This window comes from Pseudomonadota bacterium, assembly GCA_039033415.1.
Classification (GTDB): domain Bacteria; phylum Pseudomonadota; class Gammaproteobacteria; order Xanthomonadales; family SZUA-38; genus JANQOZ01.
Window position 1 is genome coordinate 78,557 of sequence record JBCCCR010000012.1, and the last position, 26,465, is coordinate 105,021.

The 26,465-nt window shown below is 58.9% G+C and carries 23 protein-coding genes and 1 tRNA gene; 13 read left to right on the plus strand and 11 right to left on the minus strand.

All coding sequences use genetic code 11. The features are described from left to right. The first annotated feature begins 194 nt into the window (after positions 1-194). From AAF358_11645 to AAF358_11655, 3 genes are all read left to right on the plus strand, one after another. A complete protein-coding gene (locus AAF358_11645; GenBank protein MEM7706201.1) occupies positions 195-572 on the plus strand; it encodes a BlaI/MecI/CopY family transcriptional regulator in 378 nt (125 codons plus the stop codon). Beyond that, entirely contained in the window at positions 569-2,146 is a 1,578-nt protein-coding gene (locus AAF358_11650) for a M56 family metallopeptidase (GenBank protein ID MEM7706202.1), read from the plus strand. The genes AAF358_11645 and AAF358_11650 overlap by 4 nt, the downstream gene beginning before the upstream one ends. A gap of 190 nt (positions 2,147-2,336) precedes the next feature. Further along, positions 2,337-2,975, plus strand: a complete 639-nt coding sequence (locus AAF358_11655) for a hypothetical protein (GenBank protein MEM7706203.1) — start codon at positions 2,337-2,339, stop codon at positions 2,973-2,975. Between the two features lie 175 nt (positions 2,976-3,150). On the opposite strand, the gene AAF358_11660 is transcribed toward AAF358_11655, so the two are convergent. Further along, positions 3,151-3,585, minus strand: a complete 435-nt coding sequence (locus tag AAF358_11660) for a hypothetical protein (protein MEM7706204.1) — start codon at positions 3,583-3,585, stop codon at positions 3,151-3,153. 1,674 nt (positions 3,586-5,259) lie between these two features. On the opposite strand from AAF358_11660, the gene AAF358_11665 reads away from it, so the two are divergent. Beyond that, positions 5,260-6,342, plus strand: coding sequence for a site-specific integrase (locus AAF358_11665; protein MEM7706205.1), 1,083 nt, complete (start codon positions 5,260-5,262; stop codon positions 6,340-6,342). Between the two features lie 54 nt (positions 6,343-6,396). Here the strand turns inward: AAF358_11665 and AAF358_11670 are convergent. Continuing rightward, a tRNA-Phe gene (locus AAF358_11670) sits at positions 6,397-6,472 on the minus strand. 156 nt (positions 6,473-6,628) lie between these two features. Between AAF358_11670 and AAF358_11675 the strand changes: the two genes are divergently transcribed. Next, complete coding sequence (locus AAF358_11675) at positions 6,629-7,336, plus strand: NAD(P)-binding domain-containing protein (protein MEM7706206.1); 708 nt, start codon at positions 6,629-6,631, stop codon at positions 7,334-7,336. A 3-nt stretch (positions 7,337-7,339) separates the two neighbouring features. Here AAF358_11675 and AAF358_11680 read toward each other — a convergent pair whose 3' ends face one another. From AAF358_11680 to ftsY, 3 genes are read right to left on the minus strand one after another with little or no spacing between them, the layout of a single operon-like run. Beyond that, positions 7,340-7,609: an oxidative damage protection protein gene (locus AAF358_11680; GenBank protein ID MEM7706207.1), complete on the minus strand. Its 270-nt coding sequence runs from the start codon at positions 7,607-7,609 to the stop codon at positions 7,340-7,342. Further along, positions 7,594-8,616 (minus strand): A/G-specific adenine glycosylase, encoded by a 1,023-nt coding sequence (gene mutY, locus AAF358_11685; GenBank protein ID MEM7706208.1) that lies wholly within the window; start codon positions 8,614-8,616, stop codon positions 7,594-7,596. Before mutY ends, AAF358_11680 begins: the two co-directional genes overlap by 16 nt. Before the next feature lie 39 nt (positions 8,617-8,655). Further along, on the minus strand, positions 8,656-9,612 hold the full coding sequence (ftsY, locus tag AAF358_11690; protein MEM7706209.1) for a signal recognition particle-docking protein FtsY: 957 nt from the start codon (positions 9,610-9,612) through the stop codon (positions 8,656-8,658). A 192-nt stretch (positions 9,613-9,804) separates the two neighbouring features. On the opposite strand from ftsY, the gene AAF358_11695 reads away from it, so the two are divergent. The 6 genes from AAF358_11695 to AAF358_11720 all read left to right on the plus strand — a co-directional run bounded on the left by AAF358_11695 (position 9,805) and on the right by AAF358_11720 (position 14,197). Beyond that, positions 9,805-10,431 carry an FkbM family methyltransferase gene (locus tag AAF358_11695; GenBank protein ID MEM7706210.1) on the plus strand — a complete coding sequence of 209 codons (627 nt, stop codon included), beginning with the start codon at positions 9,805-9,807 and terminating at the stop codon, positions 10,429-10,431. 10 nt (positions 10,432-10,441) lie between these two features. Next, positions 10,442-11,023 (plus strand): 16S rRNA (guanine(966)-N(2))-methyltransferase RsmD, encoded by a 582-nt coding sequence (rsmD, locus tag AAF358_11700; protein ID MEM7706211.1) that lies wholly within the window; start codon positions 10,442-10,444, stop codon positions 11,021-11,023. A 38-nt stretch (positions 11,024-11,061) separates the two neighbouring features. Next, positions 11,062-11,556 carry a pantetheine-phosphate adenylyltransferase gene (gene coaD / locus AAF358_11705; protein ID MEM7706212.1) on the plus strand — a complete coding sequence of 165 codons (495 nt, stop codon included), beginning with the start codon at positions 11,062-11,064 and terminating at the stop codon, positions 11,554-11,556. Positions 11,557-11,563: 7 nt separating this feature from the next. Beyond that, a complete protein-coding gene (locus tag AAF358_11710; protein ID MEM7706213.1) occupies positions 11,564-11,824 on the plus strand; it encodes a YfhL family 4Fe-4S dicluster ferredoxin in 261 nt (86 codons plus the stop codon). Further along, entirely contained in the window at positions 11,821-13,548 is a 1,728-nt protein-coding gene (gene ggt, locus AAF358_11715) for a gamma-glutamyltransferase (GenBank protein ID MEM7706214.1), read from the plus strand. Before AAF358_11710 ends, ggt begins: the two co-directional genes overlap by 4 nt. 100 nt (positions 13,549-13,648) lie before the next feature. Then, on the plus strand, positions 13,649-14,197 hold the full coding sequence (locus AAF358_11720; GenBank protein ID MEM7706215.1) for a pyridoxamine 5'-phosphate oxidase family protein: 549 nt from the start codon (positions 13,649-13,651) through the stop codon (positions 14,195-14,197). 59 nt (positions 14,198-14,256) lie between these two features. Here the strand turns inward: AAF358_11720 and AAF358_11725 are convergent, their stop codons facing one another. Both AAF358_11725 and AAF358_11730 read right to left on the minus strand, forming a co-directional pair. Further along, on the minus strand, positions 14,257-16,263 hold the full coding sequence (locus AAF358_11725) for a PAS domain-containing protein (protein MEM7706216.1): 2,007 nt from the start codon (positions 16,261-16,263) through the stop codon (positions 14,257-14,259). Between the two features lie 289 nt (positions 16,264-16,552). After that, entirely contained in the window at positions 16,553-17,107 is a 555-nt protein-coding gene (locus tag AAF358_11730) for a sigma-70 family RNA polymerase sigma factor (protein ID MEM7706217.1), read from the minus strand. Positions 17,108-17,124: 17 nt separating this feature from the next. On the opposite strand from AAF358_11730, the gene AAF358_11735 reads away from it, so the two are divergent. Together AAF358_11735 and AAF358_11740 are read left to right on the plus strand one after the other, a co-directional pair. Further along, positions 17,125-19,590, plus strand: coding sequence for a serine/threonine-protein kinase (locus AAF358_11735; protein ID MEM7706218.1), 2,466 nt, complete (start codon positions 17,125-17,127; stop codon positions 19,588-19,590). A gap of 56 nt (positions 19,591-19,646) precedes the next feature. Continuing rightward, positions 19,647-21,158: a choice-of-anchor tandem repeat NxxGxxAF-containing protein gene (locus AAF358_11740; GenBank protein MEM7706219.1), complete on the plus strand. Its 1,512-nt coding sequence runs from the start codon at positions 19,647-19,649 to the stop codon at positions 21,156-21,158. A gap of 13 nt (positions 21,159-21,171) precedes the next feature. Here the strand turns inward: AAF358_11740 and AAF358_11745 are convergent, their stop codons facing one another. The 4 genes from AAF358_11745 to AAF358_11760 form a co-directional block, all read right to left on the minus strand. Next, complete coding sequence (locus AAF358_11745) at positions 21,172-22,530, minus strand: pyridoxal-dependent decarboxylase (protein ID MEM7706220.1); 1,359 nt, start codon at positions 22,528-22,530, stop codon at positions 21,172-21,174. Between the two features lie 169 nt (positions 22,531-22,699). Beyond that, positions 22,700-24,946: a DPP IV N-terminal domain-containing protein gene (locus tag AAF358_11750; protein MEM7706221.1), complete on the minus strand. Its 2,247-nt coding sequence runs from the start codon at positions 24,944-24,946 to the stop codon at positions 22,700-22,702. A 134-nt stretch (positions 24,947-25,080) separates the two neighbouring features. Next, positions 25,081-25,407 carry a c-type cytochrome gene (locus AAF358_11755; protein MEM7706222.1) on the minus strand — a complete coding sequence of 109 codons (327 nt, stop codon included), beginning with the start codon at positions 25,405-25,407 and terminating at the stop codon, positions 25,081-25,083. 107 nt (positions 25,408-25,514) lie between these two features. Next, a complete protein-coding gene (locus tag AAF358_11760; GenBank protein ID MEM7706223.1) occupies positions 25,515-26,258 on the minus strand; it encodes a protein phosphatase 2C domain-containing protein in 744 nt (247 codons plus the stop codon). Positions 26,259-26,465: the final 207 nt, after the last annotated feature.

Genomic DNA, 26,465 nt, shown 5'->3' on the forward strand with positions numbered 1-26,465 from the left:
TTTGCGTTCAAACCCTTCTGTAGAAACAGCGAGCATAAGCGCCAGGCAAAATGTGCGAATGGGCGATCTCCGTTCGGTATCTGGGTCTTGGACATCGAATATTCCTTAAAAATTCGTGGGTCAGAGAAGTAGAAAAGACATTTATATTGACAGACGTAGAGTTTAATCTACACTTGTAGAGAAAGGGGGCCGGTATGACGCTTTCGGAGTTTGAGCTTGAGGTACTGCAGATCTTTTGGGAATTCGGAGAGCTTTCGGTTCCGAAGGTTCATGAACAGGTTCGTAGTACTCGCGACGTTACCTACTCTACCGTCAAGACGATCGTCGACCGACTGGAGGGTAAGGGCGCGCTCTCTCGGGTGGAGCAGCATGGGCGGACCATCATTTATGCCGCGGCTGTGGATCAGGATAGCGTTCGGCGTCCGATGCTGAAGAGCTTTGTTGAACGGGTTTTTGGTGCTGATAGGTCGACGCTTTTTTCCTATCTCATGGAGGACAATGAACTATCGCGGGAAGAAATCGCCGCGATCCAGAAGATGGTTAGCGAAGCCCAAGAGAGGCGAAGCAAATGATTACCTGGCTCTCGTTGAACTGCTCGATCAGCGTAATCACCCTGCTGGTAGTCAGGCTGCTGAAAAACGCACCGGCGCAGATTGGATTTTTCGCTGCTTGTGTGGCTCTTGCTTGCTGGTGTCTCCCGCTACAGCCAATTGTTGTGACTGAGGCGCCACAGATGGTCACAGACTACGACATCGTGCCCATCGGTCCAGCGCTACTAGAATCCACGGTGCCAGTGCAAGCGACTAGTGAAGTCGACTTCTGGCCTATCGCGCTGCTGTCGTCAGCCTTCATTGGACTTCTGGTTCTGTGCTTTAGAGGTTGGCAGAGCATGATTCTGGTGCGGCGTCTGCATATGCAAAGTCGGCCAGTAGCCGCCGAGGGTTTGCCACCGCCATTCGCGGTGTCCGCCAGTCGTATCAGGGTCGTACCTGGCCGGACTGCGATGACGTCAGGGCTCTTTCGGCCAACTGTCTGGATTGGCGAGGAGCTCCTAGCGAGACCCGAAGTTGAATCAGTCCTGGCCCATGAACTTACCCATGCAAAGCGGCTGGATAATATTTGGGTTCTCGCGATAGAAATGGTCCGTCATGCTCTGTGGTGGAACCCGCTAGTTTGGGTTCTGGCCGACCTGGCCAGGACGCGACTCGAAATGTCATGCGATGAGGCGAGCGCTACCAAGCTGGCGGCGGGCCACTACCTGCGACAGGTGACCCAGCTCGCACAGTTTTTGCCGACCCAAAACGCGTTCGGTGCGTCTGCCATTGCCGGTCGGAAAGCCATTGTGGACCGAATCGAACACCTTGCGTCCCACCCCAGACTCACGGCCCGACATCTTGCGGTGATCGGAGCGGCGCTGGCCCTACTAATCTCCGTGGTTTTGCAGGCTGAGGAAAGGCAACCGTCGCCGTTGGGGAAATCAGCGAGCACTTCGCTTTCAATCGCGGATGACGGTAGTTACGAGCTTAATCTTGATAACGCTCACTATGGTGCTGCGATTCAGATGCTGGCAAGTCTTGGGCGGCTCCACGTGCTCGCCCATCCTGAGATTAATCACCATAGAATCACCGTAACGATTGTCGGTACAACGGAGAATTGGATGGACGGTGTTAATGCGCTTCTTAACGCCAACCCTGATTTTAGTGACCGATTTGGTGTTGCCAGAGAAGGTGAAAACCTTTTGCTAGCCGCCAAAGAGTTACTTGAGCCCGAGAACCGGACATGGCTGGGCGTCGCCTTAATTATGGGACATATGAAACCAGCTCCCGATGATCTGTCGCTGCCGAGAGTTTCAGCGGATCTCTTGGTAAGAATCGACGATATCGAAATGCAGCGACCTGATTTACTGCTCGTCAATAAGAACTGGTTCGGAGTCCGCCAGGCTGGTTTCGAAGTCAACGTCAAACCCACGATCCTGGAAGGTGACCAGATCCTCATCGAATTTCGAATTAGCGAGATCGATTCAGGAAAACTCGTCGCCACGCCTTCTTTACTCACGCTTCCGGAGAAAGATGCGATTGTGGAGATTGGTACGGATGAGACAGTAATCCGTGTCGAAGTGACGCCCCGGCTTCTTACCTCGGCGTAAACGCCGGAATGCATCGAATTCCGCGGTGATAATCTCATGCAACCGAAGCGCCTTTAGAGAATTTAGACATCACGTATTCCCAGTATCAGTAGACAGCGCTAAGTTCTCTTGCTGGATGGGTTGGCCAATGAAATCTTCCGAAGCCACTCGCTCGTGCTTCGAGCTCTATAAGACGTTTGGTGATTGATTCGTGACATTCAGCTCGGAACGCCGGTCGTTTGAAAAAGACCTTCTGAAGGTCCTCCCTACCAAACTAAGGGGGTCTCGATGGAAGAAGAAGCAAAATGCGATCTTTTGCGAGTTATGTGGGTTCTACTTCGATGTATTTGTCAGTGTATTTGTCAACGACCGAAAAACGACTTTCTCGATGTCGGCAAAGCCGATGACGTTAGACACGCACTATTGGAACATCACTGGTCTGGAATCCAACAATTCCGAACCTCTGTCATTTCGAAGTTGGGGTGCGTTTACTTGTCCCGGGCTGCCATTGCGCGAGGAATCAATCTTCGATGAAGGAATGGGCACGGATGTGCTGGCGAGAAAGCTTTTGGAGTGGGCCGACTCTCAAGTTGAAACGGCGTTGCACAGACTGACGGCTGAGAGCTTTTCCAGTGCAGTTGCAAGACATCCCAATCACGTTGAACGAGGGACATACGCTATCTCCTATGTCACCTCCCTAATTGCGGAAGGCAATTTCAAGGCCGCGAGACAAGCGGCAGTTGCTTATGCAGACGGATCGGTGGAATCAGCTCACAAGCATAGGCATCTCGGCCGTGACTTCCATGAAATCGCTGTCGATTGGATAGATTCAATGGAGGAAAACAACTGATGAATGCCTCTTCCTGACCGGACTCAGATTGTTAAATTGAAATTCCCACGGAGCACCAGACGGGTTCCGCCCGTGGTTCTGGCTGATCCACCTTCAGTCGATCGGATCATGGGTGTTTCGCAAGGACACATGGCGGAAACCCAATTTGGATCTGAGCCCGGTCTCGCCGCTAAAACTACTGTCCCCGCGGACGCATGTCGCGCAACAGTTGTCGCTCTACGGTCGCTTTTTCAGCCGCCACAATTTGCCCACAGGCATTGATACCACCGATCCCTGGGGGAGGCGACAGAAAAACAAGATATTCGTAACCCTCGAACACTTTGTAGGACCCGTATGAGTCTAACCAAGTGCCTACTTCGACCACCTCGCTTTCATTCGTACCCTTAAATGCTTCGGTTACGCGAAGTCTTGCGATTTGCCTTTTCTCGATCTTGACGCCCGGCGCCCGCTCTTCGTATTCAATCGTTTGGTCCACCACTTTACCCACAAATATTCGCGCGGAGCGTTCCAAATAGAACTCTACGCGTTCGTGGGGATCGGATATTTCCGGACTGCACGAGCTGCCGAACAAACTGGCTAGCAAGACTCCGGCTTGGCCTAATTGGTCCATACCATCACAACTTCTTTTTGCTGAGGCGATTTAGCATTTCGCTAAATAATTGTTTTCTATAGGTATTGAAGCCAAACAGGCTTCGATGTACTGTATAGCGGTCGTGGTCGTTCGACCGCGTTTCCTTTTCCCATTTCACGACCCTACATCGGGGGAATAGGGACCCGGTCTCATTGAGACCGCTAAGTCCGGTAAGCTGTATTCGGAGTTTTTCCTACCCAAGATGGCCCGCAAGCTTTATAGAAATCCTGCGGTGGCGCCGCCGATTTTTTTCATGCCGACGACCCATAGGACAACGGCATCTTGAACGCCGGAAGAGTTTTTAGCATTCTGCTAAATAACTGATTTAATTGAACATATTGACTCCAGGTCGGTTTCAATATAACCTCGAAGCCAATTAGTCGTCCGACCACTCGCCTCCCCTTTTCTGATCCCGATCCCACGACGGGAGGATATACACCTGTTCTCAATGAGAACAGTAACGCCGTAAAAGCCGTACCTGAGTTTTTTCTCGCCTAAAAGTTCTCAAAATAAACTCAATCGCATTGGCACCGGGCTTTTTGTCGCCGTTTTCGCAACACAGAAACAATAACTCGGACTTTAGGCACCAAAAGCCTCCGCATGCTACTTTTTCGGCTACTGCGCGTTGCGCGGCCGAAGTGTGCTCTACCCCCCCCTTTTGATCGAGCCACCCAGGTTGGGTCGCGTTAGCCGAGGTCCCCGATTCCTGTTCGATTCGCAAATCCAAACGAATCACCTCTGGTTTGGCCGCTCCCAAGCCTCTTAGTTTTCAACTGCTCATTCATGGTGTTCAAGCAATCGACGATTGCCACGTACCCAAAGATCCGATGATTGTCGCGGTGTACCAACTAGACGCTTGCCCGCGTCACTACCAGCGAAGCCTGTAGTGACGCGGGCCGCAAACCCAATAACTGCGGGGTATTCGGCCCGGAATTTTCCGGTACGGGCGAGTGATCTGGTCGTATAGTTAATCCCACAACCGGCTCCTCAGCGGCTCTGAGGAACTCTTCGGGCTAACGCCCTACACAACTTCGGTTGTATTCGAGCCGCGCCAATAACGCGTACTCACTATCAATTCGACTTCGGTCCTAAAGGTTAAGGAGGTGATCAAACTTGATACCACATTCAATTCATTCGTCCGTATGGACGTTAGATTTTGCGCCGGAACCATCCTCAACGAGGAGAACCGGCGTTGCCTGATGCTCAGGCGCTTTCAGATGAATGGGGAGTGGTGTCCCCGGACCTGTGCCTAAATGGTTTCGTTTGCTACGGCGACGGATAGGTCAGAAACACTAACCAACATGCCAACACCATTGAGAAATCTGAAAAACCAATCAAACGCGCGATGCCGTTTCCTACGACCGCGGAATCGCAGCGATTCATATCGTTCAATCAACCTTAGGCGAAACACTGGCGGCACGAACAAACTATGAACCGGCGTGCCGTGATTACACCCAGGCTTTTGCGTCTTCGCGACGCGCCGGCCTACCTCGGAATGGATCGAAACCGATTTAATCGGGAGGTGCGGCCGTTCCTGACGAGGGTGCCCATCGGCCGACATGGAATTGCTTTTGACCGACTTGAACTCGACCAGTGGGTGGACGACTATATCTCCCGCAACGGGCGTCCCGGTCGATTGCAAGGAGAATCACTATGGGACGCAAAAAGACACCCGGTCTTGTCAAGAGATCGGGGATTTGGCACATCGACAAACGGATCGAAGGGCTCAGAGTTTGCCAAAGCACTGGCTCAGCTGAACTCGCCGAAGCGCAGCGATACTTAGCCAGGCTATCCGAGACGATTCGCAGCGCCAAGGTCTACGGCGTCAGGCCGGATAGAACGTTCGAGCAGGCGGCGATCAAATTTGTTCGTGAGAACCAGCACAAGCGGTCACTCAACCGAGACATCTGTTGTCTCAAGCAACTGATGCCGTTCATCGGGGATCTGCCAATCAACCGCATTCATCGCGGCACACTCGATCCATGGATCGATCATCGACGAGAGGAGGGTAGGGCAACCGGAACAATAAACCACGGTTTGAAAGTGGTTCGGCGTATCTTGAATCTCGCCGAATACGAATGGTTCGACGAACAGGGTCTAACCTGGTTGGACCGCGCGCCACGAATCAAGCTGCTTCCCGATACCAACAAGCGACAGCCGTATCCGCTGAACTGGGACGAGCAACAACAGCTGTTTTCACAGCTTCCGTCACATCTCGCGGAGATGGCGCTATTTGCGGTCAATACTGGCTGCCGAGACAGCGAGATTTGTCGTTTGCGCTGGGATTGGGAAGTGAAGGTTCCACAGCTGGATACCTTTGTGTTCATTGTTCCAGGAAGTTTCGTAAAAAACGGCGACGAACGGCTGATTGTCTTGAACAACATTGCCCGCTCGGTGGTGAATTCACGACGGGGCAAACACCCCTACAATGTCTTCACCCATCGAGGCAAGCCGGTACAAAGGATGCTCAATAGCTCCTGGTGCAGGGTTCGAAAAGCCGTTGGACTCCCGCAGGTTCGGGTCCATGATTTGAAGCACACTTTCGGCCGCCGATTGAGGGCCGCTGGAGTGAGTTTCGAAGATCGGCAGGATCTACTGGGTCACCGTTCGGATCGCATGACCACACACTACTCGGCGGCGGAGCTTACGAGGCTCATTGAGGCTGCCAATACGGTGTGCGAACGGAAAGGAAACCGCCCCGAATTGGTCGTTTTGAGACGAATTAGCGTGTCCTGACTCACGCAAGAAAAAATCCCAGGATGTTGGGTGCGGCGTAAGTCGTTGAATGAATGGTGGCCAGGGGCAGAATCGAACTGCCGACACGCGGATTTTCAGTCCGCTGCTCTACCGACTGAGCTACCTGGCCATCGGTGTTGGAGGGTGTCGCGAGGGGCGCTATTAGACCTTTTGCGCGGCAGGGCGTCAAGGTTGTGCTGGCTGGCTCGCCGGCCGGGCTGTCGGTTGATTCCTGATCGTTTCCATGGTGAGGTCAAGCCCTCACCCTGACACGGCCGAGATGCTCATGAGAATCCGTTGCCTGCTCGCCATTGGCGCCTGCGTTTGCGTCCTTTTGCCCCTTTCTGCGACCGCTGCCACGATCGCTGTTATCGGAACCGGTGATGTGGCGGGAGCCCTTGGCCCTCGCTTTGCTGAACTCGGCCACACCATCGTTTATGGGTCCCGCGATCCGGCGGCCGAAAAGGCTCAGCAGCTGGTTTCACGAACTGCGGCTGCTTCCGTGAGCGCGCCCGCGGACGCGGTCAAGGGCGCCGAGATTGTGGTGTTGGCGGTTCCCGCTGGTGTGGTAGTTTCGGTGGCGCAGTCTCTCGGAGACCTCGCAGGCAAGGTCATCATCGACCCGACCAATGCTTTTAGCTTTACCGAAAACCGGCTGGTGGTTGCAAAATCGCTCGAGCCGGTCGCCGTTTCTTTACAAAACGCAATTCCCGGCGCGCGCGTTGTTAAGGCATTTCATGTATTGAACTGGCGGGTCATGGTCGAGCCGGAGCTGGCCGGCGGCCCAATGACCATTCCGATGGTGGGGGACGACAATGCCGCCAAAGCGACCGTCGCTGAGCTGGCCCATGGCATGGGGTTTCACACGATCGACCTGGGGCCGGTCCGCTATGCGCGTGAACTGGAAGGACTGCTGGTGCTGTGGTTTAACGCTCGGCTCAACGGACAACCGTTCAACTACTATTTCCGTCCCGAGCCCGCGCGCTCTAACTGAGAATCACTCGGGGGGAACGTAGCCGGCAGGCCTGGCGCCGCCTGAACCGAAGAAAAAGTCCTCCATCTCCCGTTCCAGCAGCTTGCGGTGATCAGGATTGATTGGCGTCCAGCGGTTTTCGTTGATCAGCATCGTTTGATGGGCGAGCCACTGGCTCCAGGCTTGTTTACACACCTGGTCGTAGATTCGCTGGCCGAGCTCGCCGGGGTAGGGCACCCGATCAAGCCCTTCACCCTCTTCACCCATCAACACACAATTTACCGTTCTTGCCATGTCACCATGCCGCTGAAAAATTCATCCAGAAAGGATTGTACAGGCCGAGGCAGGCCAAGTTGCGCAACTTCTTCCGCACCACACCAGCGGGTTTGCCTGTCCGACACGGCGTCGTGGCGGGCTGGCTCAACCAGTACCGGCGTCATCGCGAGCTTAAAGTGCGTGAAGGTGTGATGGATCACGGGCGCGTCAGCGGTCACGTCAGCCGGTTCGCTGTCGTTCATCGGAAGGCTCCACAAACCGCCCCAGATGCCCGACGGTGGTCGTTTCTCGAGCAGGACGGAGCCCTCGTCGGAAATGCACACGCTGAGCAACGCGCTGCGTTGGGGGATCTTGCGTTTAGGTTTTTTACCGGGGTAACCGGCCGGATTTCCATCGGCACGAGCCTGACATCCGGAAGACAGCGGGCAGGCGCCGCAGTCCGGCTGACGCCCCCGGCACAGGCTCGCCCCCAGGTCCATGATGGCCTGGGTATAGTCGGTGACCTGCTCCGTCGGTGTGTGCAGCTCCGCCAGGCTCCAAAGCGTTTTCAGCACGTCGGACTTCCCAGGCCAGCCAGCCACGGCGTGATAGCGTGCAAGCACCCGCTTGGCATTGCCGTCCAAAATTGGATAGGGCATGCCGTGGGCCTGCGCGAGAATCGCCCCGGCCGTTGAGCGCCCGATCCCCGGGAGCTTGATGAGCTCGTCGATGTCCGTCGGCAGGTCACCGTTGTGTTCGGCCACGCAGCGCCGCGCGGTTTTGTGCAGATTGCGGGCGCGGCTGTAGTAGCCGAGGCCGGCCCACAGTGCCATGACCTCGTCGTCAGTTGCGGCTGCCAGGTGGGGCAGGGTGGGAAAACGCTCGATGAAGCGCTCGAAGTAACCGATTACGGTAGCCACCTGCGTCTGCTGCAGCATGACCTCCGATAGCCATACCCGGTAAGCCGTTCTGGGGTGCTGCCACGGCAGATCGTGCCGACCGTGCACCTTGTGCCAGGCCAGCAGCTTCTGAGCAAACGAGTCCATCACCGCCGCGCCTTTAACAAGAATCAGTGCGGAACAGGCCTAGAGGAGGGCGTCGACAAACGCCTCCGGCTCGAAAACGCGAAGGTCGGCTGCACGCTCGCCGACCCCGATAAACCGGATCGGCACGCCGAGCTTCTGCGCAAGGGCGAAGACCATCCCGCCTTTGGCGGTGCCGTCGAGCTTGGTGACAACCAGGCCAGTGACGCCCACAGCTTCGCCGAAGTCGGCGGCCTGATTGAGGGCGTTCTGGCCAGCGGTGCCGTCGAGCACCAGCAGGACCTCGTGGGGGGCACTTGGATCCAGCTTGCCCATGACGCGCTTAATTTTCTTGAGCTCTTCCATCAGGTTGGACTGCGTATGCAGCCGACCCGCGGTGTCGGCGATCATGACATCCACACCTCTCGCCTTAGCCGCCTGCAGGCCGTCGAAACAGACCGAGGCCGAGTCGGAGCCTGTGCTCTGCGCGATCACGGGCACGCTGATGCGCTCGCCCCAGGTCTTGAGCTGTTCCACGGCGGCCGCCCGAAAGGTGTCGCCGGCAGCGAGCAGCACGCTTTTGCCCTCGCCCCCTAGCCGCTGAGCCAGTTTGCCGATGGTGGTGGTTTTGCCGGCGCCGTTGACCCCGACCACCATGATCACAAAAGGGCTGTCCGTGGTGGCCGGTTCGAGCGGCTTGGCGACGGGTGTCAGGCGCTGAATCAGGAGCTCTCGAAGCGCGGTCATCAGCCGCTCGGAATCGTCCAGCTCCTTACGCTTAACTCGTCCGGTGAGGTCGTCGATGATGGCAGTGGTCGTCTCCGCGCCGACGTCGGCGGTCAGTAGGAGTGTTTCCAGCTCCTCCAGCAGCTCGTCGTCGATCTTGCGACCAAAAGAGAACATCTGCCGCAGGCGCTTGCCAAAACCTGCCCGCGGCTTTTCCAGCTGCTTTTCCAAGGGCGTGGCGCCGGCGGGTGCGGAGCCCTCTTGTGCTTTGTCTTTTTTACCGAATCCAAACATTACGCGCGAGACAGGATGAGCGATTTCACCGGGTTACATGGGGACAGGGCACGTACAATACCACCATGAACCCACGTCTGTTTCAGCTCCTGTGGCCAGGTCATGGCTAACGCCAGCGTTAAGCGTCTGTTGCCTGAAGCGTTTAAGCGCCGGCTTCGTGAAATGGCTGGTGTTCCGACGATGGCTGGCCGGATGCAAAACCTTAAGCGAGCAGGCTTTTCGTGCAGCGGCGCGGTAGATGGAGGCGCATTCGACGGCGATTGGGCTAGGCTGTGCCGAACAATTTTTCAGTGTCCGGTCTGGGCGCTTGAACCCTTGCCCAGGGACGGGTTGAGAAAGCTTGTCGCGGCAGATGCTCAGCTTCACCTTGTTGAGGCAGCGCTCTGTGAGGAGCAGCAGGACTCAGTGGAGTTCCTCGAGCAAGGGTCGAACAGCCGGATGCCCGACCACGAAAGTCGACAGCTTGCTGGCGACGATCTGGTCCGGGTGCCCGCAACAACTCTCGATGCGCTACTCGACGGAATTCAACCGACACCGAATCTGCTCAAGTTGGACCTTCAGGGGGCAGAATTGAAGGCGCTTCGCGGCGGTCAAAAGTATCTCAATGCCTTTGAGGTGGTGATTTGTGAGGTTTCGGTGATCCCCATCGGAAAGGTTCCGGACGTCCACGAGATGATCGATTTTTTTCGGGCCCAAGGGTATCGGCTCTATGACTTCTTGCCCGCCTACTTTCGACCCTTAGACGGTGCGCTGTGGCAGGCTGATGCGTTCTTTGTAAGCTCGACATCTCCTCTGGTGGCGTCAACGCGCTGGGATTGATGTGTTTTAGATGTCGAAGAGACTCCGAAAGAAACCTGGCGGACAGATCCGGATCACGGGCGGTCGCTGGCGCAGTCGACGCCTTACCGTGCCGGACGTCGCCTCGCTGCGGCCATCGAGTGACCGCACCCGCGAGACGCTGTTCAACTGGCTGGGCCACGATCTCACGAGTCTTGATTGCGCAGACCTTTACGCCGGTACCGGCGCGCTTGGCCTGGAAGCGCTCTCCCGGGGTGCTGCGAGCTGTGTTTTTGTCGAGAGTAGCGCCATCGCGGTTGCGGCGCTGCGCAATTCGGTGAGCCAGCTAGTCGAAAATCCCGGCCAAATTCAGGTGCTGCAGCAGTCCGTGGATGATTGGCTCGCGGGTCAAGAGCCGTCGTTTGACCTTGTTTTGGCTGACCCGCCGTTTGCCGACGGCAACTGGGCGGCGCTTCTCGCAGGCCTGTCGAGCCGGCTTCGACCAGGCGCTCGGGTTTACCTGGAGTCGCCAATCGATCAGCAGTGGGTCTGGCCTGATTCGTTTTCGCTGCAGAAGGAAAGCCGGGTTGGGGAGGCAAGATTGCGGCTTCTTGGGTGGGCAGGGTCCGCTTAAGCCTTTAGAATTGCGGGTTTTCCGCCTTGCCGCCGATCATGACAAAAACCACAACGGCCATATATCCCGGCACCTTCGATCCGATAACGCACGGGCACACTGACCTGGTCATTCGTGCCAGCGGTCTTTTCGATAAGGTGGTCGTAGCCGTAGCCCAGAGCTCAGCCAAAGGGCCGTTGTTCGATCTGGAAGAGCGAATTTCCCTGGCTCAGGAAGTGATTGACGACCGACACCTCGATAACGTTGAAGTCGTCGGCTTTGCGACACTGCTGGCAGACTTTGTTCGGGAGCAGAAGGCCGGCATTCTGCTGCGAGGCCTGCGAGCGGTATCCGACTTTGAATACGAGTTTCAGCTGGCCAGTATGAATCGCCATCTGAATCCGGATATGGAAACGCTGTTTCTGACCCCATCTGAACAGTACAGCTTTATTTCCGCGTCGCTGGTCAAGGAAATTGCCAAGCTGGGTGGAGATGTCGGTGAATTTGTCCATCCCCTGGTGCACGGCCGGCTGAAGGAAAAATTTTCACAATAGGTTTGCCATGGCGCTGTATATAACCGATCAGTGCATCAACTGTGATGTCTGCGAGCCCGAATGCCCGAATGAGGCAATCTATATGGGCGTTGAAATCTACGAAATCGACCCGGCTAAATGCACGGAGTGTGTCGGCCATTTCGACGTACCCCAATGCCAGGAGGTCTGCCCGGTCGAGTGTATCCCCAGCGACCCAAATCACGTTGAAACCCGAGATCAGCTGCTGGTGAAGTATCACCATCTGATAAAAAACAAGGCCACCGCATGAAAATTCTGCCCACCAAAGCTTTTTTTGCCCTGTGCGCCCTGGCCCTTCTGGGTTCACTCCAGACCAATGCCGCCAGCTTCCAGCCCATCTGGTCACGCGATGGGATGGTGGCCAGCTCCGTGGGTCCCGCTGCTGCTGCTGGCGCCAGCGTTCTGGCCGCCGGCGGCAATGCCGTAGACGCAGCGGTAGCCAGCGGCTTTGCGGCTGCGGTCGCCCATCCGTTTAGCTCCGGCATCGGTGGCGGATTATTTGCGGTCACCCACATGGCTGACGGCAATCAGACCACCGCGCTGGATGCGCGCGAGGTTGCGCCCGCCAGCGCCGATCAGGCGTGGTACGCCGCTAACCAGCAGGCGATTCGGCGCGGCCCCTATGCGGTCGGCGTGCCGGGCTTTGTCCAGGGGCTGGAGGAGCTGCACCGTCGGTATGGGTCCAAGCCCTGGGCCGAGCTTGTACAGCCCGCCATCGATCTGGCAGAAAACGGGGTTCCCGCTGGCCACTGGCAGTACCGCATCATGCAGTACGCGTCCAAAACGCTAGGTGACTATCCGGAAACGGCTCGGATCTATCTCGACAACGGCAAAGCGCCCGAGATGGGTTGGAATATGATCCAGAAGGACTTGGCAACAACCCTGCGCCAGATTCAGAAAAAAGGCAGCGCGGCGATGACCGAGGGCGCTGTCCCGGCGGCGATCGAAAAAGCCACCAAACGCGCGGTGACCGCCAAGGATATGGCAGGTTACAAGGTGAAATGGCGCGAGCCGCTACGCGGCAGCTATCGGGGCTATGAAGTGGTCTCCATGCCGCCGCCGAGCTCCGGGGGCGTACTGCTGCTCAATATGCTCAACATGTTGGAGCAGCATGATCTGAAAAGTCTTGGCCATGGTTCCAGCACCTATGTTCATCTGCTCAGCGAGGTCATGAAGCTGGCTTATGCCGACCGGGCCCGGTATCTCGGAGACGCGGACTTCGACGATGTGCCGGTGCAAAAGCTGGTTTCGGAGGCGTATGCCAGCCAGCAGCTTGCTCGGATTTCCATGGATTCCGTGCTCGATATCAAGCCGTTTAACGCGTTGCCCAACGACGAAGGGACAACCCACATTTCGGTGATCGACGGCTACGGCAATGCGGTGGCCCTGACTCAGACAATCAACTCGGTGTTCGGCTCGCTGATCACCGTGCCGGGCACCGGCATTGTGCTGAATAACGAAATGGATGACTTCTCTGTTGCGCCCAATATCCCCAACGAGTGGGAGGCCGTTGGCTTCGACGCTAACCGGGTGGAGCCCGGCAAACGGCCGTTGTCCAGCATGACGCCGACACTGGTTTTTGAAGATGGCAAGGTGCGGATGGTTGTCGGGTCGCCCATGGGTACCACGATCATCTCGTCCGTAATGCAGGCACTGCTCAATCGGATTGATTTCGGCATGAACGCTCAGGCGGCGGTGCAGGCCAGCCGCGTTCACCACCAGTGGTACCCCGCCATGCTGATGCACGAGCCGGAGCTGGCGATGGACGTGCGCAAACGACTTATCGAAATAGGACATCAGCTTCGCGAGCGCTCGATCATGGGTGCCGTCCAGATCGCAGAATTCGACCCTCAGCGCTGTCTCTTCTTTGCTGGGGTTGACGGTCGACGGGACAGCGCCGCAGCGTCGGTCAATCAGACGGCGTCCGCCCAGCGCCAGACCGTCAGTTGTGCGGTGCCCGCCACAAGCCCGTAGGTTCCAACCGGCCCAGGCAATCGCGCGCTTGGCACTGATCTGAGTAGGGCGAATTGCGAGAAAAGCGGTATGCTAATCCGGTGGAAATCGGAGCGTGCTCATGGGCAAAGAATTCTCGGAGATCGACGAAAAAATCCAGCGTTGGCTTGGTCGGCAGAAAATGTTTTTTGTGGCCACCGCGCCGCTGGATGCTGGTGGGATGGTCAACTGCTCGCCCAAGGGTGGCGACACCTTCATCGTGCTGGGCCCAAAGCAGATTGCCTACCTTGACTACGGTGGCAGCGGCATTGAAACCGTCGCCCACATCAAGGAAAACGGCCGGATTGTTGTCATGTTCTGCGCGTTTGACGGCCCGCCAAAAATCTTTCGCTTTTACGGTGTCGGCGAGGTGATCGAACCTGGCGACGAAGAGTTCGACGGGCTCAAGGCGAAGTTTCCGCCGCACTGCACCTGCCGCAATATCATCCGCGTCAACGTGACTCGAATCGCGGACTCCTGCGGTTACGCGGTCCCGTTGTATGAGCATACCGGCGAACGCACCGCCATGGAGACCTGGGTCGAGAGTAAGACCGAAGAGGAGATGCAGGCCTATCGGGCTAAAAACAACGCGGAGAGTCTCGACGGTCTCCCCGGTCTCAAAGCGCGTTAACGCGTCTGGCGCTGCGTTAACTTCGACCCAAAGCCCGTTTTAAGATGGTGCGATAAACGCTAGTTCGCGCGAGGCACGGACGTTCCGAGGCCGAAGGTTACCTGGTCTATCGCGCGAAGCAGCTCAATCTGCGTGACCGGCTTAATCAGTACGGAGATGTCCGAAGCTCGCTGGAGGTCGCCTTCCGCCGCTTCGTAGGCATAGCCGGAAATCATGATCACCGGCATCGCCGGCTTCAGTTTCCTGATCTCTTCAACCACCTCATAACCCTGCAGGGTTCCGGGCATCATGAGATCCGTAATCAGCAGATCAAACCGCTGCGATAACCGAAAAATTTCCAGCGCCCGGTCCCCGTTGGCCGCCTGGCGAACGCTGTGCCCGACCTTTTCGAGCATCCGCGTCATCGTGGTCATGACAGCCTCGTCGTCTTCGACCAGCAGGATTCGGAGGCTGCGTCTCGATGAGGTTCCGAAGCTGTGTGAGCCGTCTCCGCTTACCCGCTTGATCTCCTCAGCATAGACCGGCAGCACAATCTTGAATGTTGTTCCGATTCCCACGTCAGAGTGCACGGTGACAGTCCCTCCGGTCTGCTCGACAAATCCCTGGACCATCGAGAGTCCGAGGCCAGTGCCTTTACCCGCGGGCTTCGTCGAATAGAACGGTTCAAACACATTCTCCAGCTTTTCTGGCGCTATGCCTTCGCCCGAGTCGGCAACTGAGATGGCGATATAGCCGGTGAGGTTCCCATTCTTGCGGATCGGCTCGAAAGCCAGGCCGTCGAGTGGCACGGACTCCGCCGAAATTGTCAGCTTTCCCCCTTTCGGCATCGCGTCGCGGGCATTCAGGATCAGATTGACGAGGGCGTTTTGCAGGGAGCTTCGATCGGCTAGGACCTTCGGCAGGTCGCTTTCCAAGAGCGACTCGATCTCGATGTTGCTCTCAATGGTTCGCTTCATCCAGTTTTCGGTTTCCTGGATGAGGCTCGTCACGTCGATCGAGGTGGGCTCAAGTTTGGCTCGCCGCGCATAGGCCAGCATATTCGCCGCGAGCTCAGCCCCTCGCGTTGTCGCCGTCATCGCGGAATCGACGCAGTCAAACGGCTCACGATCGTCGGTCATCTGCGCGATGTAGTCGCGGAGAAGCTCAAGGTTGCCCTGGATGACGGCCAGCAGGTTGTTGAAATCGTGGGCGACGCCGCCGGTCAGATTCCCGATGGTCTCCGCCTTCTGAGCGCGAAGCGCAATTTCCTTCGCTTCAACCAGGGCCGCCTCCTTGCGACGGGTTTCGGTGAGATCGATGTTGGTGCCGACCGCCTTAAGCGGTTTGCCAGACGGATCTCTTAGGATCACAGCATTTCCCTGAATGATCCGTTCGCCGCCCCCCGGCAGAAAGATGCGATATTCGCCCTGATACTCGGCCTGGGTTTCCATCGCTTCCCTGAAACGGTCGGCCATTTTGCGGCGCTCAGCCGGGTCCATATTCTTGAGCCAATCCTCTGGTCGTACGGGGAGCTCCTCCCGCGTCATGCCATGAAGCTCACACGACCGGTCGTCCCAATAAAGCTCGTGTTTCTCCAGGTCCCACGTCCAGATTCCAAAGCCCGCGGCCCGCTGGGCCAGCTCGAGGTTGGCGTGAAGATCCTCTAGCTGACGACGGGCCTGCCGCTCCGTCGAAATATCCACCATGAAACCAACGATCGCCGTTGGCTTTGCGTTGGTGTCCATGACCGCCGCCGCCTCGACGCGGCAATAACACTCGTCACCGTTCAGTTTCTGCAGCCTTACAACCGACCGGTAGGGCGCGCCATCGTTAAGAACCGCATTGATTTTGGTTTTTTCGCGAGCCCGGTCGTCTGGATGGATGAGGCCGAGGTAACCGTCGGGAGGCGGCGAAAAAGTGGCTCGATCGGTGCTGATCAGTTGGAGCAGCCGCTCGCTGCAGGTGAATGACGGCTGCTCAAAATCCCAGCACCAGGTGCCGAGCTGCCCGTCGAGCAAGGTGACATCCCGCTCAAGGATGCTCGTCCAGAAAGCTGGCGGTGCATTGCTAGCTCGCTTATCGGCCAACGGTTTGCGCCCACAGGCATTGACGCGGAATTCCGTCGACAACGTCCCCCGTCATTCGACGCCGATCGAACGCTTTGTCAGCGTGAGTAAGGATCGGGCAGTCGCGCGCTGCAAAAGCGCGGCTTGCCCGCTGCCGCTCGCTGAATCCTGACTGTCGCGTCTGCGTCTTCGTGTTCTTAACGATCCTGCGTTGTATGTTGTCCCCGCAGCCCGGACGGGACCCGACTGCCGCTCCAGCATAGCCTGCCCATCCCGACGGTAAAAGCGTCAACCTGTGTCGCGGCTTTTCTCAATCGAGAGCTCGACGCAGAAACAAGCGCGCAAATTTCCATTTGCGCGTGACCGTTGCGCGGGAGACCTCCAGCACATCCGCTGTCTCCGATTCACTCAGGCCAGAGAAAAACCGCAGCTCCGTAACGTCAGCCGCGAGAGGGTCTCGCAGGGCCAGTTTGCCGATCGCCTGGTCGAGGTCCAGCAGGTCGAGAGGCGCGTCGCCCGCGGGTCCCGCCAGGCTGAGACTCACCTGTTGACCGCGGCGCTTGGCGGCGCCGCGTTCACGGGCCAGGTCAACGCAGGTGGCGCGAATCATCTTGGCAACAAGCCGGACCAGATGCGGCTGGGAGTCCGGTCGGTTCATCAGCTTCAGCAGGCGGATACTGGCTTCGTTTGCCAGGTCGCGTGATTCCAGCGATAGCTGCCTGCCACTGCGGTTGAGCTGCTGGCGTGCCAGGCTCATCATCAGGGGCGCCAGCGATTGGAAGAGGGCGTCGCGAACCGATTCGTCGCCGGAAGCCCAGCGCGAGATCAGGTCAACGAGTTGTTTGGGGTCATCGGATGCGGTCACGGTACTATGAAGATTCCATGTCTGACGATCGCCAACAATCCGTTGCCAGCGGCACCGACAGCATAGCGCATCACGTTTCGGAGCTGCTCCCCCTGCCGGTTGATCAGCGGGACCGGTATCTTGGCGCGCTCGATGACGCTACGGCCGAAGAATTGCGGGAACTGCTGGCGTTTGAGTCCAGTGCGGTTGACCTCAGCGAGCTCGCGGGCATCACGGTTGCACAGGAGCTGATGCGTCGGGAGGTGCCGCCGCAGCTCGGCCGTTGGCGGGTCCAGCGGCCGTTGGGACAGGGCGGCATGGGTTCGGTGTATCTCGTGACTCGTGAGGAGCTCGGCATCGTCCACGAGGGTGCCGCCAAGCTGGGTCACAGCCAGATCCAGTCGGCGGCTGCGCTGGCTGCAATTCAGCGGGAGGCAGGAGCGCTGAGTGTCCTGCAGCATGGCAATATTGCCCGGCTGCTCGACTTCGGTGCTGACGAGCGTGGCCTGCCGTTTGTGGTGTCAGAGTATGTAGAGGGCACAGCCCTGCTGACCTATCTCAACGGCCATCGGCTCGACAGAAATCGGCGGATCGAGCTTTTCGACCAGCTGCTAGATGCCGTGATCGCTGCGCACGCTAACCTCGTGCTGCATCTCGATCTAAAGCCCGACAATGTGCTGGTGACCGCTTCCGGCCAGGTGAAACTCATTGACTTTGGCCTGTCGGGGCTCGGCGGTGAGAAACCGGCCGGCTTCACCCAGGCTTTTGCCAGCCCGGAGCAGCTCGCTGGCCAGCCGGTCACCGTGGCGGCGGATATCTTCGCCCTGGGCAAAATTCTTGAGCTGATCGTCAGCTCCGAGCCGTCGGTGGGCGGCGCTGAGCTTGCGGCCATCGTGAAGATGGCAACACACGACGACCCTGCGGAACGCTACCCTTCCGCGCTTGCCCTGAAGCTCGACATTCAGGCGCTTCAGTCTCGGCGCCCGGTAACGCCGCTGGCGCAGCGCCGGCTCTATCGATGGTCCCGGTTTCTCCGCCGGCAGTGGCTGCCGACAAGTCTGTCTGTGCTCGTAGTTGCTGTTCTGGTCACCGGCCTGCTGAGCGTTTACCGCCAAAATCAGGCGATCGAACAGGAGCGTGATCGGGCGCTCGAGCTGCTCGCCAGCGAGCGGGCAACCTCGAGCTTCGTGACCCAAAGCCTGCGCGAGGCGAGCGTGTTTGCCGGTGGGGATGGACAAATGACGGTCGCTGAGCTGATGCACAGCATGCTGAAAAACCTTCCGGCGGAGGAGGACATGTCGCCGCGATCCAAGTCCTGGCTGGCCAGCGATCTGGCCGCCGTTTTTACCGGCCTCGGCGAGATGGATGCAGCGCTAGCGGCCAGCGAGATGGCCGTCGCGGCGGCGGAACGCAGCGAAGAGTTGGAAGACGATATCGCCCACTGGACACAGCGAGCCCTGACCGCTGGGGTCGCCCATCGTTACGAGCTGGCGCTGGAGGCTGCGGAAACCGCCCGCTCGCTGGCGCTCTCGGTGAATCATTGGCGACTGCCCTGGACCTATCTCGCCACCATGCAGACGCTGGTGGCCATGAAACGCTGGTCAGAAGTGGTCGAGCTGTTCGATGTGATTCAAGCGCTCCCCACCGACCGACAAAGCGTCCGGGGAAACATTCACTACATGCGCGGAATTGCGCTGACCGGGCTCGAGCGGTTCGACGAGGCAGCAGCGGATTTTGCCGCTGCCGGGGACATCTACGGAGAAGTATTCGGGGCAGACTCAGCGCCGATTGCTGACGTCCAGTTCCGTGATTACCAGCGGCTGATTCAGCAGGGGGAGTTGGAGCAGGCCAGCCGGCGAACCGCGGCGCTGGTCAAGTTTTTCGCCGATTCTTACGGTCCGGCGCATTACCGAAGCGTGCTGCTCGCCGCTGAGCAATCCTGGCTGGCTCACCTCAGCGAGGATGACGCAGCCGCGAGTGCGCTCGCCGAGCAGGTCACTCAGCTGCGCTCGCTCCTGGGAGACACTTCCCCGGTGCTGGCCATTCACCTGATCCGTCTGACCCAATTGAGGACACGGGGCAGCGCGCGGGACCAGCGGACGGCGACAAATTTGCTGGACGAGGCTGACCGGCGCCTTGCCGTACTGCCTCCGGACAACATCGACCGCCTGAACAGCCTGCTGACCCGGGCTGAGCTCGAGCTGATCGGGGTCAGCAAAGGCCAGGCGGCGGAGCCGCCCGCTGCTCTCGACAGTCTGCTCAGTCATGCAGCTGGCCTCAGCACCTTGCGCCTTCGCTATCTGCTGTTTCAGGCTCAGCTGCTCGAAGACAGTGACTACCTTGCTGAAGGCCATCAGCTCTGCCGATCGGCCCAGGCGATTCTGGCTCAGGCTGATGGCCGGTGGCAGCCGCTGCGAGCGCTGAGTCCGGCCGCCGGGCGGGCGCTGACCGATTGGGTCGAGGCCTGCTCCCCAAAAAAGGTGACGCAAACGCCGACGTTTTAACGATAGTAAGGAAAACAGCATCATCCGGGAGAGGCAGTTTGCTAGTTAGAAACCTGATGTCAGTTTGGATAGCGCTATCGCTCAGCGTGGGTTTGAACCCCTCAATCGCTGGAGATTCGCCGCAGTTCTCCGTGGTCACCGAAGTCATCGTTAGCTCCGGCGACCCGTCTCCCGACGGTAACGGCGTATTCGGAGATCAGTTTACGCCGCCGGTGCTGAACAACAGTGGTCAGGCTCTGTTTGTTGCCAGCTTGCTCGCGACCACCAACCCAGATCCGATCGATGATCTTGGCCTCTTCCGCGCCAGCTCGGGCGCGGTGAACGCCATGGCCCGCGGTGGCGATCCCTCGGCCGCTGGCAATCTTCTGGATCTGGATGTCCTGCGGGTGGCGGGCCAGCTTACGCGTCGTCAGCTGCTGGGGATTGACCAGGCTGGGGAGGTGGCTTTTCTCGCTTCCGACAGCGACAACCAGGACGCCATCTACCGTAGCGACGGACAAGCTGTCAGTACGGTAGTGCAGCAAGGTGAGGACCTGCCCTTCGGCGACAATCTGCGGATCGGCGCTGCGGTGCTGGGCTTTTTGATGAATGATGTCGGCCAGCTTGCCTACCTGCTGGACAGCGACACGCAGAACCTTTTGGTGCGCAGCGACGGTCTGGTCACCGAGGCCGTGTTCGGAACGGGACAGGCGCTGCCTGGGGCCAATACGCTGGTCGCACTGCGGGCTTTCGGTATGAACAACGGCGGCGAGGTGATTGCGCGGCTCAATGTGGCGAATGATGCCTTCGGCCATTTTGTCGGTGACCCGTCAAATATCCGATTGATTAACCAGACCGGCGCGGCAGCCCCGGACGGTCTCGGTACCTTTATCGTGGATCCGCGTCTTCCCGCGGCGATCAACGACAGCTCTGCGGTAGCGCTGGTCGGGGGCGTCGACGACGTCACGACCGATTATGTTGGTGTCTATCTGGATGAAGGTACCGGGCTGACGGAGCTAACCCGAACAGGCACCGGCACCGTAGGGGGCACTCTGCTGGCTGTGGCGTCAGGCCTCCAGCTCAACGACCGCGGCGACTTGCTCTATGCGATTCTGTCCTCCGACAACAACCGAATTCAGCGCCTGGTCATGCGTCGAGACGGCGCTGTGCTGTCGGTTGCCAGTGAAGGCGATCTGGTTATCCCGGCGGAAGGCGGGCTGATCAATAGCTTTAACGGCTATAGCCTGAATGACGCCGGCCAGGTGCTGATCTCTGCCACGGTGGTCCGGCCCGGGCTGCCGCAGGCTCTCGGCCTCTATCTTTTTGACCCGCAGGCTGGACTGACCGAAGTGGTCAGAGTCGGTCAGTCGCTGGCAGGGGGCACCATCACCGCGCTGGGCGCCGCACTGCCGCTTTGGCCACTGGAGGCGAACACGATCGGCAATGCACAAAACGGTCTCAATGATGCTGGACAGGTGGCATTCTCGTATACGCTGGACAGCGGCGAAAACGGGGTGGCGTTGTCAACGGTCAGCATCGAGCTGCTCGATATGCTGTTCAAAGACAGTTTTGAGGCGCTGATGCCCTAGTGGGCCGCGCGGCTCACTGACTCCACACGGCTCTTGCGCAGCGCGTGATGGCAGCGATGCTCAGCTCAACGTCTTGGTCCGCAGTGGCCCAGCAGCAAACGCTGATCCGCATCGCGGTCTGACCCTGCCAAACGGTGCTGCCGCACCAGCACGTCCCGTCCTGCTGCACGGCTTTCACGACCGTCAGCGTTTGCTCGCTGCTGCCGAAGCTCACCAGCACCTGGTTGAACTCAACTTCATTTAGAATCTCGAAACCGGCGTCTGTAAGTCCCGTGGCGAAACGACTGGCGTGACGGCACATGTCCTCGACCATCTGCACAAGTCCAGATCGACCTAGCGATCTTAGCGCCGCCCACACCTCAACGCCGCGGGCCCGGCGCGACAGCTCGGGCGTGAAGTCAGAGGGGTTTCTTTCCGTTGATGTTGTCGGCAGGTAGTCAGCCGTGATGGCCATCGCCCGCTGCAGCGGCTTCGGATCACGAACCAGGGCCAGCCCACAATCATAGGGAACGTTGAGCATCTTGTGACAGTCGGTGGCCCAGGAATCGGCGTCGGCAAGCCCAGGGCACAGGCCCTGGAGCGACGGCACTGCGCCGACCCAAAGTCCAAAGGCTGCGTCGACATGCACCCAGGCGCCGGCCGGCTGAACGGCGGCGCAGATGTCGCCGATCGGGTCGAACGCGCCGGTGTTGACGTTCCCGGCCTGCGTGCAGACGATCGTCGGGCCGGTGATTTTCGGTAGGCGGTCAGCTCGCATCCGGCCTTGGTCATCAACCGCCACACGAACCACCCGATTGCGACCCAGGCCAAGCATGCCCAGCGATTTCAGCATCGACGGATGAGCTTCTTCTCCGGCAAGCACCGTGATCTCTGGCGCGCCGCAGAGGCCGTCAGCTTCAACATCCCAGCCCGCTTGGGTCAGCACCTGGTTTCGGGCTGCGGCCAAGGCCGTGAAGTTTGCCACCGTCGCACCCGTCACCAGCGCGCCACCGCAGTCCGGAGCAAAGTCGAGCAGCTCCAACACCCAGTTCAGCGCAACCTGCTCAAGAATCGCGGGACCCGGCGTCACGTTGTGAAGGGCGGCGTTCTGATCCCAAGCTGTCGCAAGCCAGCTGGCGGCCACCGTCGCCGGTAGAGCACCGCCGATCACAAACCCAAAAAACCGTGGTCCGGTCATGCATACCGTCGCCGGCGAGACAATGTCGTCCAGCAGGGCGAGCACCGTCTCTGGCTCAGCAGGCTCCTCCGGCAGCGCCTCGTCCAGGGCCGCCAAGGCGTGGACCGCCTCCGGCGATGGGGCGACGGAGCGATCACGGTTGTCTTTTAGGTAGTCAGCAGCCCGATGTGCCGTCTCCTGCAGCAGTTTTTCCATCTCGGTGCACTCCTGAATCAGCGCCAGTTTAGCGCTGACGGCCGGCGAGAACAGGCCCAGAGATTGGTAGCAACACGCGAAAACTGATCAGCTGAGGACGGAGTCCCCAGCTGCGGAAGTACGCGACATAGGATGCTGTAGCGCGCCTTAGGGTGGCCTGCCTAACGTTTCAGGAAGCAGGCTTCGGCTTCAGGTGCCGATCGAAAAAGTCCATCATCAGACGGGTGCGATGGGTGTTGATGGCGGGGTCCCGAAAGCCATGCGTCTCGTTGGGATACAGCATGGTTTCAAACGATTTGCCCCCGACCTGCAGCGCCCGAAGCAGCGCGGTTGAGTGGTTCAGCAGCACGTTGTCGTCAGCCATGCCGTGGATCAGAAGCAGCGGATCATCGAGCTGGTCGACATAGCTCAACACGTTGGATTTTGCATAGCCATCGGGATTGTCAGCGGGCGTCGCCATATAGCGCTCGGTGTAGTGGGTGTCGTAGAGCGCCCAGTCTGTCACGGGTGCCCCCGATATGCCGGCTGCCCATACCCCGGGTTCTTGCATCAATGTCATCAGTGTCATGTAGCCCCCATAAGACCAGCCGTAGATGCCCACGCGGTCAGCGTCGACGTAGTCGAGCTGCTTGAGAAACTCCGCGCCCGCTTTCTGATCGGCCACCTCAACGAGCGACATCTGGCGGTGGATGGGAAACTCAAAGGCGGTACCGCGATTGGCACTGCCGCGATTGTCGATGCTGAACACCACGTAGCCCTGCTGCTGCAGGTACTGGTGAAACACAAAATCACGGCCCCACTGATTGTTCACCACCTGTGCATGCGGACCGCCGTAAACATAAACGATGGCCGGATAGGTTCGGTCGGGATCAAAATCGGCTGGCTTGAGGAGCGAATAGTTGAGCGTTTGGCCGTCGCTGGCTTCCAGCGACCCGAACTCGGGCACCGAGTGTGCGTCGACAAAAGCGTGGTAGGGGTGTCCCGCCGCAAGGGCATTCTCCGCCAGCCAGGTCAGCCGATCACCGCTGGGATTGTGCACGCTGACCTGCGGCGGCTGGCTGCGGCTGGAGAAATTGTCAATGAATGCGCCGCTGTCGCTCACCACGGTCTCGTGCCAACCTTCTCCGGTGGTGACCCGTCGTACTTCCGGGATCGGCGTTGATGAGGCATCGGAGGTCAGGTTCACCTCAAACAAGTGTTTCTCGAGCACCCCGTCTTTGAAGCCATCAAACAGCACGCGGTTGCGCGACTCGTTGACGGCCTTGATCTCGCTGACAGCCCAGCTGCCGCTGGTCAGCTGACCCAGCATTTCGCCATTCATAGCGAAGCGGTAGATGTGCTGAAAACCGCTACGCTCAGAGGTCCAAAGAAACTGGTCCGGCGTCTCATCGAGAAAGGTGAGGTTGTGATGCAGATTGAGCCAGACGTCGGATTTTTCAGTGAGTATGGTTCGAGAGGCGCCGTCGGCCAGATTCACCTCCATCAGATCCAGAGTTTTCTGGTCGCGGCTCTGCCGCTGCACGAGCAGCCGCCCTTCGGGCGACCAGTTGACGCGCGCCAGATAAATGTCCGCTTGGGAACCGAGATCTGCCCAGGTCACCTGGCCGGACGTCACGTCGACGATACCCAGTCGAATCGTGACGTTTTTCTGCCCGGCAAACGGGTAACGCTCGTTAGTGACCCGGAAACTGTCGTCGAAAATCTGGTAGCGGCTCGCCATCTCAACCGGGCTTTCGTCGATCTGCGTGAAAGCGATAAAGCGATCGTCGGGCGACCACCAGTACCCCGTATCCCGGTCCATCTCTTCCATGGCGATGAACTCGGCCATCGCGTTGCGAACCGGTCCCTCACCATCACGTGTCAGCGGCCGTACCCCGCTCCCGTCAGCGTTCACCACCCAGAGATCCTGGTCACGGACAAACGACACCAGGCTGCCACTGGGAGACACCTTAGGGTCGGTTTCGAAGGCTTCGCTGCGAGTCAGCCGGCTAACCGCCTGATCCGCTAGCCGATACAGGTATAGATCCCCACCGAGCGGGAACAGCAGCTGCTGCCCGTCGGGCGCCCAAAAATACTCGACGATGCCTTTGCCGCGAATCCGCATTCGCTCCCGACGCGCCTTCTCCACCTCGTCGAGCTGTTCGCCGCCCGGCGTCAGCGCGGTCGAATCGACCAATAGCTGGTGGCGGCCATCAGCCAGGTGGTACTCCCACAGGTCCTGCTGTCGGGCGTCTTCCGCTTTGCCCTTCAGATAGCTGACGCGCTCACCGTCTGGGGAGAACTTCAGCGCCACCGGCGCGGTGCCGGACAGATCAGGACTCGCAAAAAGCCGCTCGATGGTTAGCGAATCAGCGCGCACGGTGGCGGTGGCCGACAGCAGCAGGGCTGGCAGCAGTCCGGTAGAAAGTCTTTTCATAGCGTGTCTCCGCGAGGCGGAAGCGGTGTTTGTAAGTAGGGTGAGAGCGGTGCGGTGGCATGAATAACCAGACAGCACTGAGCGGCAGAGGCCGCCAAAGAACGGGCCGCTGCGAAGGCGGCGGCCCGGTAGAATTAGTCGTTCAGCGTTTGGATGTACGCGTAGACGTCTTTCATGGCCTGATCGTCGGGAAGGGTCATAGACATCGGTCGCATCTGGGCCCCATAGATGTCCTGGGGATTGGTGCCACGGATGCCGGCCTTGAAGTTGTTCAGCTGGCGAACGAAATACCACTCCTGCAGGCCGGTCAGGTTGGGCGCGCTCAGCGCATCCATACCCTTACCGTTGGGGCCGTGACAAGCCACGCAGGTGGCGTACAGGGCTTTACCCTTCTCGGCGTCACCAGCGGCAATCGCGGTGGAGCTGAGCAGCGTGGCGGCAACTAAAATCAGTGTTTTCATGGATTTGTCTCGAGAAACCGTTTTTTGACGTCAGCGTAACTTACCAAATTTGGATGAAAAATTCGTGATTTGTCGAAGAAAACGCCACCCGCCCGAAGCCTTGGGGGCTAGGAGTTGGAAAACCGGCCGACGATGACCGAAATATTGTCCGTGCCGCCGTCGCTGTTGGCCTGGGAGATCAGTTCACGACAGGCTTCTTTCGCCGTTTTTGCCGCGGCGATGGTGGTCGTGATTGCTGCATCGCTGACGTGTTTGGTCAGCCCATCGCTGCACAGCAGGATCGCATCGCCGGCCGTCAGCTGAATTTCCACCCGTTCTGGTCGGATGTCCCGGCTGCTCGTGATCACGTTCCACAGCTGATGGGCCATCGGCGAGTTTTCGGCCTCGTCCTTCGACATCACGCCTTCGTCGACGAAGCGCTGGGCTACAGTGTGATCATTGGTCAGCCTCGTGAGCTCGCCGTTGTGCAGGCGGTAGCAGCGGCTGTCGCCGACGTGCACCACAAAGAGCCGCGGCCAGTCGCAGCAGGCCATCGTAAGCGTAGTCCCCATGGTCGTCAGCTCGGGCTGGGCCTCCACCGCCTCCCGGACAGCCTCGTGAGCCGCCTCCACCATCGCATCGAGTTGATCAAAATAGTGACTCGGCTTAAGCCCACCGCCCAACGCGTTGGCAATGGCGCCGACAACCAGCTCCGCTGCGCGGTCGCCAGCCGCCTCTCCGCCCATGCCGTCGGCCACGGCGAGCAGCGCAACATCACTGGCCTTCGCCTGGCGCACCAGAATTCGGTCCTGATTGACCGAACGTTTCTGGCCCTGGTGGGTGGCACCAAAAAAATCGATTTGGGTGGTCATGCGGTGGTGTCGGAGTCTTATGAGCTACCGTCCAAGGATACCAGTAAGTGCCCCGGGGAAAAACGCAGTTTTGCCAGGCGCTGGAGAGACTTTTGACACGGCGACGGGGTTTTGTGTGCCCGCTGTCAGGCACCAGGCACTTAGACTCGTGATTTGGGCGCTGCTCACGGGCTTTTGGTCGTGCGTCCGGGAGCCTAGCGGGCAGGT

Coding starts and splice junctions, on each gene's coding strand:
- AAF358_11645 (MEM7706201.1), top strand. CDS start 195: ATGACGCTTTCGGAGTTTGAGCTTGAGGTACTGCAGATCTTTTGGGAA.
- AAF358_11650 (MEM7706202.1), top strand. CDS start 569: ATGATTACCTGGCTCTCGTTGAACTGCTCGATCAGCGTAATCACCCTG.
- AAF358_11660 (MEM7706204.1), bottom strand. CDS start 3,585: ATGGACCAATTAGGCCAAGCCGGAGTCTTGCTAGCCAGTTTGTTCGGC.
- AAF358_11665 (MEM7706205.1), top strand. CDS start 5,260: ATGGGACGCAAAAAGACACCCGGTCTTGTCAAGAGATCGGGGATTTGG.
- AAF358_11675 (MEM7706206.1), top strand. CDS start 6,629: ATGAGAATCCGTTGCCTGCTCGCCATTGGCGCCTGCGTTTGCGTCCTT.
- AAF358_11680 (MEM7706207.1), bottom strand. CDS start 7,609: ATGGCAAGAACGGTAAATTGTGTGTTGATGGGTGAAGAGGGTGAAGGG.
- mutY (MEM7706208.1), bottom strand. CDS start 8,616: ATGGACTCGTTTGCTCAGAAGCTGCTGGCCTGGCACAAGGTGCACGGT.
- ftsY (MEM7706209.1), bottom strand. CDS start 9,612: ATGTTTGGATTCGGTAAAAAAGACAAAGCACAAGAGGGCTCCGCACCC.
- AAF358_11695 (MEM7706210.1), top strand. CDS start 9,805: ATGCAAAACCTTAAGCGAGCAGGCTTTTCGTGCAGCGGCGCGGTAGAT.
- rsmD (MEM7706211.1), top strand. CDS start 10,442: ATGTCGAAGAGACTCCGAAAGAAACCTGGCGGACAGATCCGGATCACG.
- coaD (MEM7706212.1), top strand. CDS start 11,062: ATGACAAAAACCACAACGGCCATATATCCCGGCACCTTCGATCCGATA.
- AAF358_11710 (MEM7706213.1), top strand. CDS start 11,564: ATGGCGCTGTATATAACCGATCAGTGCATCAACTGTGATGTCTGCGAG.
- ggt (MEM7706214.1), top strand. CDS start 11,821: ATGAAAATTCTGCCCACCAAAGCTTTTTTTGCCCTGTGCGCCCTGGCC.
- AAF358_11720 (MEM7706215.1), top strand. CDS start 13,649: ATGGGCAAAGAATTCTCGGAGATCGACGAAAAAATCCAGCGTTGGCTT.
- AAF358_11735 (MEM7706218.1), top strand. CDS start 17,125: ATGTCTGACGATCGCCAACAATCCGTTGCCAGCGGCACCGACAGCATA.
- AAF358_11740 (MEM7706219.1), top strand. CDS start 19,647: ATGTCAGTTTGGATAGCGCTATCGCTCAGCGTGGGTTTGAACCCCTCA.
- AAF358_11745 (MEM7706220.1), bottom strand. CDS start 22,530: ATGGAAAAACTGCTGCAGGAGACGGCACATCGGGCTGCTGACTACCTA.
- AAF358_11750 (MEM7706221.1), bottom strand. CDS start 24,946: ATGAAAAGACTTTCTACCGGACTGCTGCCAGCCCTGCTGCTGTCGGCC.
- AAF358_11755 (MEM7706222.1), bottom strand. CDS start 25,407: ATGAAAACACTGATTTTAGTTGCCGCCACGCTGCTCAGCTCCACCGCG.
- AAF358_11760 (MEM7706223.1), bottom strand. CDS start 26,258: ATGACCACCCAAATCGATTTTTTTGGTGCCACCCACCAGGGCCAGAAA.